Origin of the sequence: Pararhizobium sp. LjRoot255 (assembly GCF_964252905.1) — a bacterium.
GTDB lineage: Bacteria > Pseudomonadota > Alphaproteobacteria > Rhizobiales > Rhizobiaceae > Pararhizobium.
In genome coordinates, this window is sequence record NZ_CAXUPQ020000002.1 from 978,393 (window position 1) to 992,442 (window position 14,050).

At 58.0% G+C, this 14,050-nt stretch carries 11 protein-coding genes and 1 pseudogene; 5 read left to right on the top strand and 7 right to left on the bottom strand.

The genetic code is table 11. The features are described from left to right. The first annotated feature begins 3 nt into the window (after positions 1 to 3). Positions 4 to 1,803 (top strand): ABC transporter ATP-binding protein, encoded by a 1,800-nt coding sequence (locus ACSQ2W_RS23690; protein WP_436088585.1) that lies wholly within the window; start codon positions 4 to 6, stop codon positions 1,801 to 1,803. Here the strand turns inward: ACSQ2W_RS23690 and ACSQ2W_RS23695 are convergent. Beyond that, positions 1,688 to 2,137 (bottom strand): GreA/GreB family elongation factor, encoded by a 450-nt coding sequence (locus ACSQ2W_RS23695; protein ID WP_436088992.1) that lies wholly within the window; start codon positions 2,135 to 2,137, stop codon positions 1,688 to 1,690. The two genes, ACSQ2W_RS23690 and ACSQ2W_RS23695, sit on opposite strands and share 116 nt — an antisense overlap. Before the next feature lie 151 nt (positions 2,138 to 2,288). Here ACSQ2W_RS23695 and ACSQ2W_RS23700 point away from each other — a divergent pair, with 151 nt between their 5' ends. Beyond that, a complete protein-coding gene (locus tag ACSQ2W_RS23700; RefSeq protein WP_436088586.1) occupies positions 2,289 to 2,543 on the top strand; it encodes a hypothetical protein in 255 nt (84 codons plus the stop codon). Between the two features lie 232 nt (positions 2,544 to 2,775). Here ACSQ2W_RS23700 and ACSQ2W_RS23705 read toward each other — a convergent pair whose 3' ends face one another. Continuing rightward, positions 2,776 to 3,537, bottom strand: a complete 762-nt coding sequence (locus ACSQ2W_RS23705; RefSeq protein ID WP_436088587.1) for a DUF429 domain-containing protein — start codon at positions 3,535 to 3,537, stop codon at positions 2,776 to 2,778. A 778-nt stretch (positions 3,538 to 4,315) separates the two neighbouring features. Between ACSQ2W_RS23705 and ACSQ2W_RS23710 the strand changes: the two genes are divergently transcribed. The 3 genes from ACSQ2W_RS23710 to ACSQ2W_RS23720 all read left to right on the top strand — a co-directional run bounded on the left by ACSQ2W_RS23710 (position 4,316) and on the right by ACSQ2W_RS23720 (position 6,858). Beyond that, positions 4,316 to 4,984 (top strand): DUF6946 family protein, encoded by a 669-nt coding sequence (locus ACSQ2W_RS23710; protein ID WP_436088588.1) that lies wholly within the window; start codon positions 4,316 to 4,318, stop codon positions 4,982 to 4,984. A 101-nt stretch (positions 4,985 to 5,085) separates the two neighbouring features. Further along, positions 5,086 to 5,547, top strand: a complete 462-nt coding sequence (locus ACSQ2W_RS23715) for a DUF1963 domain-containing protein (RefSeq protein WP_436088589.1) — start codon at positions 5,086 to 5,088, stop codon at positions 5,545 to 5,547. 120 nt (positions 5,548 to 5,667) lie between these two features. Next, positions 5,668 to 6,858, top strand: a complete 1,191-nt coding sequence (locus ACSQ2W_RS23720; RefSeq protein WP_436088590.1) for a hypothetical protein — start codon at positions 5,668 to 5,670, stop codon at positions 6,856 to 6,858. A gap of 1,004 nt (positions 6,859 to 7,862) precedes the next feature. On the opposite strand, the gene ACSQ2W_RS23725 is transcribed toward ACSQ2W_RS23720, so the two are convergent. The 5 genes and pseudogenes from ACSQ2W_RS23725 to ACSQ2W_RS23745 form a co-directional block, all read right to left on the bottom strand. Then, on the bottom strand, positions 7,863 to 9,614 hold the full coding sequence (locus ACSQ2W_RS23725; protein ID WP_436088591.1) for an adenylate/guanylate cyclase domain-containing protein: 1,752 nt from the start codon (positions 9,612 to 9,614) through the stop codon (positions 7,863 to 7,865). Positions 9,615 to 9,739: 125 nt separating this feature from the next. Further along, positions 9,740 to 10,153: a hypothetical protein gene (locus tag ACSQ2W_RS23730; RefSeq protein WP_436088592.1), complete on the bottom strand. Its 414-nt coding sequence runs from the start codon at positions 10,151 to 10,153 to the stop codon at positions 9,740 to 9,742. A 459-nt stretch (positions 10,154 to 10,612) separates the two neighbouring features. Beyond that, positions 10,613 to 11,742: pseudogene (locus ACSQ2W_RS23735) on the bottom strand (metallophosphoesterase). Between the two features lie 175 nt (positions 11,743 to 11,917). Next, positions 11,918 to 12,742, bottom strand: a complete 825-nt coding sequence (locus ACSQ2W_RS23740; RefSeq protein ID WP_436088593.1) for a nickel-binding protein — start codon at positions 12,740 to 12,742, stop codon at positions 11,918 to 11,920. Between the two features lie 756 nt (positions 12,743 to 13,498). Then, positions 13,499 to 13,678, bottom strand: coding sequence for a heavy-metal-associated domain-containing protein (locus ACSQ2W_RS23745; protein ID WP_436088594.1), 180 nt, complete (start codon positions 13,676 to 13,678; stop codon positions 13,499 to 13,501). Positions 13,679 to 14,050: the final 372 nt, after the last annotated feature.

Below are 14,050 nucleotides of genomic sequence, written 5' to 3' on the forward strand. Positions count from 1 at the left end.
ATCATGTTGAAATTCCTCCTGCCGGGCTTTGAGGTACTGCGCAGCACACTTGGACGACAGAGGCGCCTGCTTGCGGCTGTCGTTGCTCTGGGGCTGGGCAGCGCCGTGCTTGAAGGCGCAGGCATCGGCCTCATCATTCCAATGCTCGGCATCATTGCCGGTCAGAAGGACGGCGCGGGCGCAAGCGGACTGTCTGCCCTCTTTGAACAGGTGGGGTCGGGCTTCGACGATGGAGAACGATTGATGGTGATCTCCGTTGCCGTTCTTGCATTGATTACCCTGAAGAACATTCTCGCCTTTGCGAATACCGTCCTTACCAATTTCATCTATGGCAAAGCCAGCGATGCCATACGAAGCGCGCTCGCCGATCAGCTGTTGAGGGTTGGTTACCCGTTTTTCCTGCAACAAAGCCCGGGGCGATTGCTGAACATTATTTCCAACGAGTCCTGGCGCGCGTCGGATGCGATGCAGACAGTCCTTGGTGCAATCGTGAACGCATCGGCCGCCGTCATTCTGCTCGGCTTCCTGCTGCTCCTGTCTTGGCAGATGACGTTGTGCGTCGCGCTTGGGCTCGTTATCGTTCAACTCGCACACGCGCTTTTGTCGGCAACCCTCAAAAATCCGAGCCGCAATGTCACATCGCTCAACAGTGAACTTGCCGCAAGGATGCTCCACCTCGTTCACGCCGGGCGGCTCATCCGCGTGTTCGGACAGGAGCCGCGAGAAAAGGCCGTCTTCGACACCGCATCGGACGCAGTTCGGAAAGCAGGCTTCGTCCTCCAAACCCGGCAGGGCGCTCTGCCGCCACTGACCGAAGTGCTGCACTCGGCTCTCTTTCTGGCGGCGGTCGTGAGCGCATGGACTTTGGGAGTGACCTTTCCCGTTATTGTGGCGTTCGTCGTCCTTCTCTATCGGTTGCAGCCGCATATCCGCGCCCTGCAGCTGGCGTGGAGCCAAATACAGGGCTGGAGCGGCTCTTTGGAAGAGGTGCGATGGCTGTTGGACCCGTCGGACAAGCCGCCACCGCCGGCAGGCGACGAACCGGCCCGGGCCTTGCGTCAACAGATCAAATTTGACCGCGTGACGTTCAAGTACCCCGGCGCGGACGCACGGCCTGGCGTGCTGCGGGCCGCAACATTTGAAGTCCGGAGCGGCTGTTCGACAGCCATCATCGGTCGATCGGGCGCGGGAAAGACGACGATCGTCAATCTCCTGTGCCGGTTTGTTGAGCCCGATCAGGGCCAAATTCTGATCGACGGGATGCCTCTGAACACAATCGATCCGGCCCAATGGCGAAGCCAGATTGCCCTTGCCAGCCAGGATCTTGAACTGGTGGATGGCACTATTCTGGAGAACATCACTTATGGTCGGATCGCTTCAATAGCCGATGCGGAACATGCCGCCCGGCTTGCAGAGGCGCACGAATTTATCGAGAAACTCCCTCAAGGCTACGAAACGATCGTCGGCTATCGCGGCGCAAGTCTGTCGGCCGGGCAGCGCCAGCGGATAGCGCTGGCGAGAGCCTTGGTGCGGGATCCCGAAGTCCTCATTCTCGATGAAGCAACAAACGCCATGGATGGCCTGTCGGAAGCAGCAATCGTCGAGACCTTGAGGTCGAGGGCCGGTCGCCGCACGACCATTGTGATCAGCCACCACCGCAGCACGATTTCGTTCTGCGACGACATCGTCATCCTAGGCGACGGCCGCGTGAGGAACCAGGCTCCGTTTGCAGCAGTCGCCTCGTTGAGCATGGACCAGCTCTACGAGCACGAAATCGACGAAACACGCCTTTCTTCGCTCTAGCGGCAAACGCTCTTTCTCGGGAACTCACAGGTCGCGCGTGGCCGGGACAAAGGCGAAGCACCACAGGCGTCCTGGCGACGCCTCTAAGCTCCGGTAACGGACAGGACGATGATTTCCTCTTCGTCTCCCGCGGCTTGGAACTCGACGACGTCGCCGGGGCTTGCCCCTCCAGCGCTCGCGCAAGAGGCGATGTCCAGGCAATTGCACCGGCCGCCGGATCGGCCTCATCCTCGCCGACAGTGTGAAGCTGCTTGGCCTTGCCGCCGCGCTTGATGGTGACGTGGTTTCCAAACGCGACTGTCGACGGCGTTGCGATGGGCTCGACAATCTCCATGGTGGCATGGCGTGCATGCCAGTATCGCAGACCGCGCTTGGCTGGAAGCGCGGCCCGACTATCGCCCGTCAATTTGGCACCTCCAAGAAGACCTGCCTCTCCTGCGTCCCGATCAGGAGGACTTCATCGACGGCGATCCCGTGTGGTTCCGATGGCGAAGGACGGAAGCTGGTTTTCGCCGGAACATACGCTGCATGATGGCCGCTTCCACGTCACCTGCGCCAAATACAAACAGGAAGAATCGTTTGACGACTACTGGGCCGCTCTCGACTTCCTCAGCCGTGCAGCCTCACCGCGATGGCGCTGTCCCGACGAGGCCGGCCGATGGTGCCTAAAACCCGCAAATAGTTGGGACAGGAAGACACGGCAGGAAATCGAAACCCTGATTAAACAGACAGATGAATAACAATGCCAGTGGAGGAAGGCATGAGCAAAAAACAACGGCGTTGCGAACCAAGTCGCTTTCGCCAAGATGGAGACCGATGCAGGCGAGGAAATCCACCAATCTCTAACCGCATGAACTGGAGTGGCTGGCTGGCGGCAGCTCGTGTCGAGGCATCGTTCAAGGGGTGCCGATCGAAACGCTGCGTTCCTAGAGTCGCATCCCGACGAAGGCAACGCGAGTCACAAATCGTTGGCTATGCGGCTCTCAGCAGATTCTGATCGAGCGCAGCTCGCGCCCAAGATGCCCACAGATCTGTTGGGGGTAACCATATCCACCCGCTTGCCACGTTGCCAATGACTTCCGCCTTTCCGGCCACTGCGCACCCCGCAGTCAGCAGACATATGTATGCGGCCCGTTTTTCATGATCCCGTTCGGTCTGCATACGGCGCAGCAGCTCCTGTGCATCCCAGCCGACAAAAGCCATCAACTCGGCGAGCCTGCCGGCTTCAACAACGTGCTCATACATCCAGTCGAATTTCTTGCCTCGCAAGATCTGGACTGTCCCAAAGGTCTGCTCAGGCATAAGGACGCCCAAGAAGCCGTTGGGGAACGCTTCAACGATTGCAACATCGCCAAAAACAGCGTTCGCGAACATAGGTGCCGATGTCAGATGCTTGATCTGTTCCGCGGTTTCGAGCGCGGCCCGCTTCAATTGTAGGCCGGTGCCGAAATGACTCGAACCTGGCTTGCACCTTTTCTGAAATGCACCGCGGGCCAAGGTCTGTTCGCACATCCGGACGAGTCGATCCGGTGATCCTGCCGGCACCAGCGGTCCGTCGATCGCGATTACCGAGTATGTCGTTACCGCGGGCAGGTGCTGCCGTCGCCTGTCCCAGTCCGTGTGGGTCTTCGCCGCTCCGAAAGTGCCGTTTGCGCTCCACGCGATACCGGTGGTCGGACGAGACTTGGAAAAACCGACGTCGATACCGAGAAGCGCAATATCACCGTAATTCATTTCGCTTTCCACGCCGATGCCCGAGCTGGTCAGGAGCCTACTTGCGCACAATCAGATTGTGAAGGATCGCGCGCCATCAAAGAGGAGAGGCATGGCCAAGGCATGGTGGAAAGAGTCGCGCGACGTCTTGGAATCCTGGCCGCTACGTGGACGTCGTCCCGGCGCCGTGTTGCCTACTCAATGCTGTTCGACCACATCCCCCTCGGCGGCGCGGCCAGGCCGATTCGATGATTAGTCTTCCACGGGCGCCCCGACCTGGTCATGGGTCACATACACGATAGTGGCGCGCAGCTCGGCATGCAGCCCTTCGAATTCAAGGGGCATTCAGGGGTACTAGCGTAATCCGATTGTTCAGCTTCCGCTGACAAAAATGCGTGTTTACGATTAAGGGCAGAAAAATCGCTGCGACATGATCAGCTGCGGCTGGCCGCGGTTTCAACGGGAGCATCGGATGCGGAGGGGGCCTTTTCAATCAAGCCGTCGGGCCCTGCTGCTCGCCCCGCTTCTCTACTTCGTTCCGGAAACTTCGCTAGCGCGTCATAGGGGCGGGGGCGGTTCCAGGAGCGTCCAATATTCTCACAAGGGAGCTGCCATCGCCATTCTGATGATTGGTGCGATTGCTCTTTTTGGCTGGCTGGACAATCGGTTGCAGCCGCCCGGCACCTCGAACAAATCGAAACACCCGCCTCGCGCGGTGCACTCAAAATATCGACGCCGTAACATGCGCGACTCGGGGAAATGAACGCGCTGCGTGCGCCAGGTTGGATGGGGTTAGAACTTGAAGCGAAACAGGATTTATATTCCAAGCCTGGGCCCTTCAGCCTGGCAGCAGCTTCTTGCAGAACCTGACAAACAGTGGCGCACCGGTATTTCGGCAAAAACGCTCGCGCACTGTTGGGAACAGAGCGATGGTCTGCCTCCGGAAATCGCAGCGATGTTCCCCGATACGACGGAGTTATTGCTTGCCCTTCCGGAGCATAAGGTTCCGCTCCTCGGCGGCAACCGCGATAGTCAAAATGATATCTTCGCGTTGATCCGGCACGGCGGCGCAACGTGCGCGGCGACGATCGAAGGGAAGGTGAATGAGCCTTTCGGACCGACGGTCGGGGAGTGGCTGACAGCCCCGTCTGACGGCAAGTTGGCGAGGATGCGCCATATCTGCGATGTCCTTGGTTTGGCAGAGACGCCACCGGCACATATCCGCTATCAGCTGCTGCACCGCACCGCGTCAGCGGTGATTGAAGCGAAGCGCTTCAAAACGGACGAGGCGGCGATGATCGTGCATTCATTCTCGCGCACAAGGATGTGGTTCAACGATTTCACCGCGTTCACCCGGTTATTTGACCTGGACGTTGCACCTGACCGCGCAGTTGGGCTGTCTTTGAGCAACGGTGCCCGGCTCAGGCTTGGATGGGCTACAGGAGATGAAGCCTTCCTCGAAAATTGACGTCATCCGAAACGGGCGCGTGCCCCGTCATTCCGATCGAAAAGACTTGGAGCTGCCATGAGAATTCCGTTTCGCCGACAGCCGCTCTCCTCCGAGCCAACATGCTCGCCTATGGAGATGAGGATTTTTTCAAACTTGAACAGTTCCGCACCGAGGCGCGCATCGTCAAGCAAATTCCCGTGGTCCGAGGAGAAGCAGGACAAGGTTGGTATGGGGGAGAGCCGAAGATGCCCTCCTATTACGCCTGGCCTGTCGGACCGGACGGTGAGCCGCTGATTTTCGTGGCGCAACTCGACTGCCGTGCGTTTCCCACGAAACTATGGGGCGGGGTTGGCCCGCGAGAGGGATGGCTGCTGTTTTTCATCGGGCACACGCCCGTGGAGACGGATTACGGGCGGTCCTTCACGGTTCAGGTGCTGCACACGATGGATCTCGGTCCCGAACGGGCACAGCGCTTTATCGGGAAGGTCGAGTGGCTTCGAAACCACCCTAAGAACCTCTCAGGCAATGCCCCCGTCATGTTGCCGCGATGGCCAATCGCTATCTACGAGAAGGAAAGGTGAGCGCAAGAATCTTACAAGCCTATTATCGGCATGAGGGCTTGGGACGAACAAGGCCGTCCGCGACCTTCTCTGCGTCGCTGGCCGGGGGGCGAGGCGGGAAACCCGCTGACTTGGGAAGGCGTGGAAATACTTTTCAAGGCGCTTGGTGATCGGCTCGATAAAGTCGAGCAGCGCAACGATAACCTTCTGGAGAAGTTTCACGCGCAGATCACCGCGTTCGAGGCCCACCAAGCAGGCACTCCGACGGACATAAGTGACGTCGATCAACTCCAATTCGAATATGCCGTGGCCAAACGCCGCCTCGACGAAGTCGCCGCCACGCACGCACTGAATAGCGCTGCCCGGACGAGGCTCGAAGCACTCACCGCCACCCAGCCGGCCGAACGCTGTGGTGGACTTCTTTCCGCGGCTGATTGGCAGCGTTTGTCGGACGAACTGGCAGCCATCGAATTCGCCGATGTCGAAGACCTTCATGTCGGCTTTGCCGTTTCGAGGGTGCTTGGCCAATCCTACAGCGAGCAACGCTACGAGCTGGAGCAGGCTACGAGTCTTGAAGACCTACGACGAAAAGTTCTCGCAATCGCTTACAAGATTCTACTCATCTCGAAGAAGCTGGACGTTGCGGCCTCCAACCGTGTTCACCTGCTGAACAGCCGCAACGACATGATGGCACAAGCACTCGCATTTCAAAGCGCGCACCTTGAGTATAGCGAAAGGACACTTGATGAGGCCCAACGCTACACAGCGGCGGCACAGACCGCACGCAAAGAGTTGCATGCGCTGGTAGAGCGATTGAGCAAACCGAACACCTCATTGGAATCTTCCGTCAATGAGGCGCGGGCGCTTGTCGCCGGCATCGTCGTCATGGATTTCAAAATTGATGAAATATCCAAGGGAATACCCGCAAAGCTGGACTACAAGGTCCGAATGCGAAGCCTGATCGACATGGACGGCAGCTTCGATAGCTGGTCGACGGACCTGGAAATCCGCCGGAACTTCTACGCCCGGTTTCTTTACTGCATCCGCTCACGCTCCCTGAACCGGTGCGTACCCATTTTGAAGCGCTCTGGTCTTCAGCAGCGCTTGATTGCCACGACGGTATGGGAGGGTTGCCCCGATGGGAGTGGGTTTCCCTGGAACACTTCAATGCGCCAATGTATTACAGCGCCAGCGATAGGGCGAGATTTCTCAAGGAGAACGCATTGCTCGCGCCCGCCTACATCGCAGATCCGCCCTTTGACAGGGACAATGCCGTTCTCCTGCAGCTATTCCCGGATGCCATTTTTGCCTGGCACTGGGGCAAACCGCTGACAGTGATTGTTCCGCGCCATGCGTTGGCACAAGCCAGCTTCGAGAATATTCGCGCCGTCATCGGCGGTTGAGCATTGCCTGTCTGCTAAACTCGATGAGAGTTTGGACGAAGTTAGATGAAGGCAGCGCACGTTCTGACGTTTTGCATGTTACTCGGCTACGGCGGTGAAGCATCCGCACAAGTCTTGGCGGGCCGACCGAACTGCCCGACGAACAATGGCTTCAAGACGAGTTGGTTGGATTGGGTGACGGCTCAGAAAAAGGACAATAACAACGCGTTCTCAATCTTCCTCAACAAGCAATCCCCGATGATCAGGTATCCTGAAGCCTGGGAAATGTCGCACCGCACTCGGACATAGGAACGGAATTCGCATTCGCCAAAGGGCCGACAAGGGCTGGCGCCTGGTACATCTCGGTAAGATCGACACAGAAACAAAGTCGTTCACCTATGACGAGCACACGCTTTCATTCAATGGGGCCGGCGACGTGTTCGACCTCAACCACGGACGCGTTGGCTCGTTTAAATGCACATTAGGATGCTAGAAAAAACCGACGGTTCGTTGGGGAGTAGGAGGAATTGCGGCCCGCGGGGATATCCGCTCCTGGGCGAAAAGTGGAAGCGAACGACCTGCGTTCCCGGTCTGTGCTTGCCGGATCGCATAATATCTCCTGCGGAACTTGCGCAATTCCGCCGACGTCCCATGGGTCGTTTTCCACGAAGTTGTGCAAGATGGCCGTACAATTGCTGTCTTCAAACTTTGTCAATCGGCCTAGTTCATCAGCCTGCGAAACATGCCCATTCTCAAATTAAGTGTCACGCTAAATAACTGAAGTCATTGGCACTGCATTCTCATAATTAAATGGCAAACGACACCTGCTCGCTTTCGTATTCCAGCACCCGCGCTGCTTCGGGTATCATGGTCAGCCACTCCGAGCCGACGCGCTCGATCGCCTCGGCTAATGTGTAGTTGGATGCTGGATCAGAAGTCTTCTAAGTGACGCGATTATTCTTCGATCAGACGCTTCTCTCCCGGGGGGAGCCCCTGCTCGATCAACCTGTCGAGGTAGTCGCAGTAAGGACTGCCTTCATAGAAAGGGTGGGCCGCCTCTCGGACGTATTCCGCATTCAGGTTTGGAAATTTCTTCAAAGCATCAGAGATCCAGATCCTCACTTCATCGGTATTGCCCGCCCTGAGGGCGAGCAACGCTGCCCCAATGAATGGATAGTAGGTCGTGCGTTCGAAGGACGCGCCTTGCCGTAGATGCATCTGGGCCGCTGAGAGGTCATCGGGCTCGCCTCTCAGCATCAAGCCAATACCGAGTAGTGTCTTGAACGCAAACATAGACGGATCGTGAGGACTGAGATCGATGGCATTTTGTGCGGCTCTAATCGTCGTATCGGAGTCCCTGAGCCGCACGGCTGCCATTCCATGTGCGAAGTGAAGAAACGCGTAGTTGGGATTTAATGCGAGGCCCTGTTCAGCGACGGGCACGGCCTCAACCGCTCGCCCGTCCACCGTAAGAAGGAGCGACATCATCGCGTACGCGATATCGCTCCGCCTGTCGATTTCTAAGGCCTTCGTGGCGAACGATAGTCCTTCCTTGACAGCGACAGGCACGTCTGCGGCACGCCCCCAAAGGACGAGTGCGTATCGGTGACGAGCTAAATAGGCGTAGGGAAGTGCGAAATTTGAATCGTGTTCGAGCGCTTGTCGAAGTAACTTCTCGGCAGTGGCTTGAGAACCTGCTTCGAAGGAAAGCAATTCAGCAAAGCCGCGGTGACAAAGTTCCCAAGCAGTAAGGTTGTCCGTCGATTTGGCGAGGGCGAGGCCCCGTTCGTGCGCTCCCAGTTCTGGTTCGATGCCCGCGATAATCCGGCGCGTTATCTCGTCCTGCACATCAAAAAAATCGGCGATCGGACGATCCCACCGCTCGGCCCAGATGTGTGCTCCGGACAGCGCGTCGATTAGCTGTACTGTGATCCTCAACCGATCACCGGACCGCCGAACCGATCCTTCCACGACATAGCGCACACCAAGTTCCCGGGCGATCTTGCGTACGTCCTTGGCTGTTCCCTTGTAGGCGAAGGTCGAGTTGCGAGCGATCACGAACAACCATCGAAAGCGACTTAGTTCCGTGATGACGTCTTCGACCAGTCCGTCGACAAAGAAGTCCTGATCGGGCGTGGCAGAAAAATTCTGGAATGGGAGAACCGCGATCGATGCACGTTCCTGTCCAGAGAGCCGAACCGGGTTGGGCGCCGTGCCGTCCACCTCGACCTGCCACACGTCAATTGGTTCGGGGATGTTCTTAACGGACTGTGGCCCGAGCCACGTCATCCCAGCCTCTATCTTGCCTTGCACATGATCGTAGATTGCCCGAGATATGCAGATGCCTCCGGCAGGTGCGATGGTTTCCAAACGCGCGGTGATGTTGACGCAGTCGCCGAGGATGTCGTCTCCATCGATCACCACGTCTCCCAGATGAATACCGATCCGGAAACGTAGACGTCGGTCTTCCCTTTGAGGAGACTCGCGCGAGATCAAGTTGCGCTGCATTATAAGAGCCGCTCGTACCGCCAGCACTGGCGATGGGAAATCGACTAGGAGCCCGTCGCCCATGGTTTTGACGATGCGGCCACCGCCTTCCATAAACGCCGGGTCAATCACGTAGGTTCGCGCATCGCGCAGCCGCGAAATGGTGCCTTCTTCGTCCGCCGCCATGAGACGAGAATAGCCGACCAAATCGGCAGCCATTATTGTGGTAAGCCGACGTTCCACGCTTGCCCCTCCGCCAAGGAAATACAGTATCGCCTGATAAGCAAATGGGAAAGGGGTCGGTTCCGGCTGGGGGCGGAATGACACTCTAAGAAACCAAGCGACTAAATTCGCATGTCGGATAGCATGAAGGCTCGCCCCTTAGGTGCGAAGAAACCGCGAACCATGTACCCATTATCGACAGGGGTTTGTTCCTGAGGCGCCCAAGAGAGACGGTCGGGCGTCAGGTGCACGTTAATCCGCACCCCGGCGTAGCCCAGCGCGGAAACGATTTCTTCCAGAGAAGGTATTGACGGGGCAACGATGTCCAGCAGGGTCATAGACGGTCCATTTCGTCCTTTGACCGCGACGACCGCATCAAGGTCTGACAGGTGGAGCAATTCTATCTCGGGCGTTTCAATCGCTTTCAACATAAACAGTGCTGGATGGTCGCAGGTTGACGCCACCAGGGGAGTCGGATTTCTGCGGAAAAAGATATCCCAGAGAAACGCAACATCCGTGTCCTGATCCAAGGACAACAGACGATATCCTGGTCGTGTTCGCTGTTGCGCCAACCCGTGTCGCTTCTTTGACCTGACGAAAGCCAAACGGCGTGTAGAGGCTTGGCGTGCCGGTTGCGAGAATAACGAGGTCGATCCTGGCATCGGTCGAAGCTGAGTGCTCGCCCCATCAGCATCGGGCGGTCGATCGACGCACGTTCGTAAACTTTCATTACAATCCCATTGTTGGTGTCATGACGACCGCTTGAATCTGCCCAATACGCTGCCCAGTTTTATCGGGATGCGCTGGCTGGCGGTGATCTCGTCTGCTCAATGGGTCGCATCGGACGGGGACGGTCCAGTGGGTAGCCTCCACTTGATGCGACGCCTCACGGGTCAAGAAAACCAGTTGGTCCGTTGTTTCGACGCCTTCGGCGATGATCGGCGGCAGTCCGCGCCCATTGCGTACCGTTCCGTCGCAAGTGGAGCGGAAAACCTTCATCGACCGCCGGCGCGGATCGTCTTGCTAAAGGCATGCGTGAATAAGACGCCTTTGCCGTCGGCAGCTTCCCCGAGCACCACGTCGAAAAAACCGGCGGCGATGCGTGCCACGGCAAAGCCCCCCTGAACGCCGCCTTCGGCTTGATGAGGTCGAGTCCGTCGCCGCGGTAGATCATCGGCGTCTCATGCTGGTGTCCGTGAAAGAGGCCGATCACATTGTAGCCGGCGATGGCCGCCAACAGGGCGCGTCTGTCGGCTTCGCCCCACCAATGCGGCAGACCGGATCCTTCGTCATCGAAGGTGCTCCGTTCCGAATCCCAATCTTCCAACGAGAAGGGGTCCCAGCCGTAGTGCTGGAACAGCACGACGTGGCGGCCGTCTGCGGCGGACGCCGCAAGATCCTGCTTCAGCCAGGGCAGACTGTCGACGGCATCCTTGGTTTTGTCTCCGCCGAAGCGATGAAGTTGGACAAGATGCAACTTGCCCCAATCCCAGGAATAGCGGTCGGATTCAGGGTCGTAGTTGCCCGCTGGAACCGGCGGCTTGAAAAAGACCCCAGGGCGATGGTTGAACTCGACATAGTCACGCAACTCACGACGATACCAGTCGACATGCGGAGTCGGCCCGTCCTGATCAAGATCGTGATTGCCCAGACCGGCATAGACCGGAAAATGCACCCGATCCTCTCCGAGGCCCTGCTGGTAGCGCTGGCTGAACTGCAGGAGCTGGGTGCCTTCGCCGGGCGTGGCAATCTGGCCGCCTCCGTCATCCGTCATGTCGCCGCCGACGACAAGTCCCGCGGGGATCGCGATTGGCATGCCGGCACCGGCAAGTCCCGTCTCCGGCCCGCCGATTTCTGTCGGCCACTTGTATTCCGCTATGCCGTTCAATGCGGCGATGTGGCGAAGCAGGTTTTCGTCCGTCTTACCTTCTTCCTGGCAGTTGGGACTGAGGCCGCTTGCCATCCGGCAGGCATGTATGTCGGCAGCAAAGAGAAAGGTGACCTCGACTGGCGGAAGCGGCGGGCGATCCTGGCCGAAGCTCTGGACAGGCACGAAATGCGACGCGCCGGCGCCGAGCGCCGCTCCCAGCATGGTGCGTCTGGAAAGCTGTCGGGCTTTGCTCATCCTTGGCTCGCTGGCATGGGCAACCTCACGGCCCCCAGTTAACTCCCGGGCCGCGCCGGCCAGCTCGAAGATGGCGGCGCCGTCGCAACGGGCATTCTAGCGGCTCGCGTCGACGCGCCGGACTAAGGCCGTGGCATGAGAACGCCGCTTCCCACGGGATAGGAGAAACGCGCTCTCAGATGCCAACCGGTCCGGCCCACGCGCATTCGAATGCAGGTATCGGCATAGAGAACCCCTTCAGTTGCAGTCGTGCGGTTTCCGTAAAGGTAGCGCTGCTGTGCTGATTCCGGAACACACTCTCCGATACGAGAATCTGATCAGTCGAGGCCGCTGAGCATAAGCGGGCAGCTAGCTGAACTGTCGTGCCAAAAAGATCGTTACTGTCCTCGACGGGTTCTCCGCAATCAATGCCGATCCGAATGTGTATCGGCTCGGCGTTGCCTCGGTTGTACCGGTGGAACCCCTGATGAATGGCGGTGGCGCAATCAACGGCCTGCGTGGTGGACACGAAGGACGCCATTATGCCGTCGCCAGTGTGTTTCACCTCGCTCCCGCTGTACTCTTTCAAGCATCTTCGGACTACGGAATCGTGTGCCCTGACCAGTTCCGTGCCCATGCGGTCGCCGAGGCGGGCGGTCATTTCCGTCGAGCCCACTATATCCGTGAACATGATCGCGCGGTGGGCGCAGTCTTTATTTTGTGATTTTCCTGCAAGAGGTTCGGGATCCTGGATCCGGCCAAGAAAAGCCTCCACGGCGGAAAGAGCTACCTCGACAACCTCGCCGGCTACATGGCCGTGTGCCACGCGATGGACGCACTGAGCGGTTTCTTTGTCTGGTGCATCTATCAGGCAAAACGCAGTGCCGCGCTGATGGTCGAACCAGTAGGTCAGGAACTTCACTCCATACTCATCCTGGACTTCGAGATCCTTCCGATGTGCCTCGGCAACGTCTGCGGCGCTGTATCCTTTGAGATCATGACGATCCATGAATATGGCCATCGTCTTCTCCTTCCCCGGTCTCCAGCAAGTGTATGCCCGATCGTAATATCGGGCAATCGATCGATTCCCATTCGGTTTGAAGGTGGGGGTCAGAACACCGCACACGACAGGACCGTCATGCGGTTGAGTTATCGTCTGCAATAGAAGATGATCATCAGCAAGTGAACGGACTTTCTGTAGAGGAGTGAAGCTGCCGGTAAATTCCGTAAAGCGCATGGGCCAACTCGACGCTGCCGGTGGCGGTTGATCCGCTCATTATAGCGATCCAGATACTCGGAACGCTGTTGCAGGCATGCCGTAAAGAATCGCGGCTACCGCTCACTCGAACGGGGCTGAATCATGGGCCGGTCATCCGCAGAGCAGGCGATCTCTTTGGATCGACCGTCAACATTGCAGCACGAATCGCCGCGCTGGTATCACCCGGTCAATTGCTTGCCACTCAGCCCATAGCCGAGGCGGCTGCCAACGGAGGCATCCTAGTGCGAGACCTCGGAATGGTGGCGCTTAGATCGGTAGCCGGGGAAGTCCCGCTCTATGAAATCGAGCTTGATCCGTCGGCTGACCCGGCCTGGATCGATCCGGTGTGCAAGATGCATGCACCGTATTCATCCTATAGGCGGGCCGCCCCGCAGGGCCCGTGGTTTTGCTCGCCCCGTTGTGAACAAGCATATCGACGGTCGCCGCAGACCTATGAGTCGCCCCGGTGACCGTAAACGGATGGGGACACCTGTTTAAACTGGCGGCCCGCTACGGTAATCAAATCTGTTTGAAGCTGGACGGATAGCCCGCTTTTTCGATGGCAGCGCTGATGGCCGCCGGTTCGAGCTTACTCTGCACCCTGGCAGTCCTGGCCGAAAGATCGATGGTAGCGGACGCTTCCGGGTCGGCTGCTTTGATTGCTTTTTCGACCGTGCTTACGCAATGGCCACAGGTCATATTCTGTGTCGAACTCGTACATGGTGGTCTCCATGATTTGCGACCATTCACATGTAGGGCTTCCCACCATGGCAAGGTCAAGAAGTCTTATGCGAAAAAGATTTGCCGCGCTTTGCCAGCTCTCGATAAAGCGCTTCCGCCGACACTCCGATCTCATCGGCGAGCCGAAGTTTCAAGGGCAGCTTGGGAAAATCGTCGTGGTCGCCAGTTCGACTCCCATCAAGGCGGCCAGATCACTGTTAGGAAATCAAAACTGCACCGTTTTCTCTACGTTGATTTCCAAGAGGTTTTCCGGACAGTTCCGTCCGAGGTTTTAAACCTGACGAGCGCATGCGTAGCAGTGTCAAGAAAACGGTCATTTTCCGTACAAAA

Excerpts from the sequence above, each read along its gene's own strand:
- ACSQ2W_RS23690 (WP_436088585.1), top strand. The coding sequence starts at position 4 with ATGTTGAAATTCCTCCTGCCGGGCTTTGAGGTACTGCGCAGCACACTT.
- ACSQ2W_RS23695 (WP_436088992.1), bottom strand. The coding sequence starts at position 2,137 with ATGGAGATTGTCGAGCCCATCGCAACGCCGTCGACAGTCGCGTTTGGA.
- ACSQ2W_RS23700 (WP_436088586.1), top strand. The coding sequence starts at position 2,289 with ATGGCGAAGGACGGAAGCTGGTTTTCGCCGGAACATACGCTGCATGAT.
- ACSQ2W_RS23705 (WP_436088587.1), bottom strand. The coding sequence starts at position 3,537 with ATGAATTACGGTGATATTGCGCTTCTCGGTATCGACGTCGGTTTTTCC.
- ACSQ2W_RS23715 (WP_436088589.1), top strand. The coding sequence starts at position 5,086 with ATGCTCGCCTATGGAGATGAGGATTTTTTCAAACTTGAACAGTTCCGC.
- ACSQ2W_RS23725 (WP_436088591.1), bottom strand. The coding sequence starts at position 9,614 with ATGGCTGCCGATTTGGTCGGCTATTCTCGTCTCATGGCGGCGGACGAA.
- ACSQ2W_RS23740 (WP_436088593.1), bottom strand. The coding sequence starts at position 12,742 with ATGGCCATATTCATGGATCGTCATGATCTCAAAGGATACAGCGCCGCA.
- ACSQ2W_RS23745 (WP_436088594.1), bottom strand. The coding sequence starts at position 13,678 with ATGACCTGTGGCCATTGCGTAAGCACGGTCGAAAAAGCAATCAAAGCA.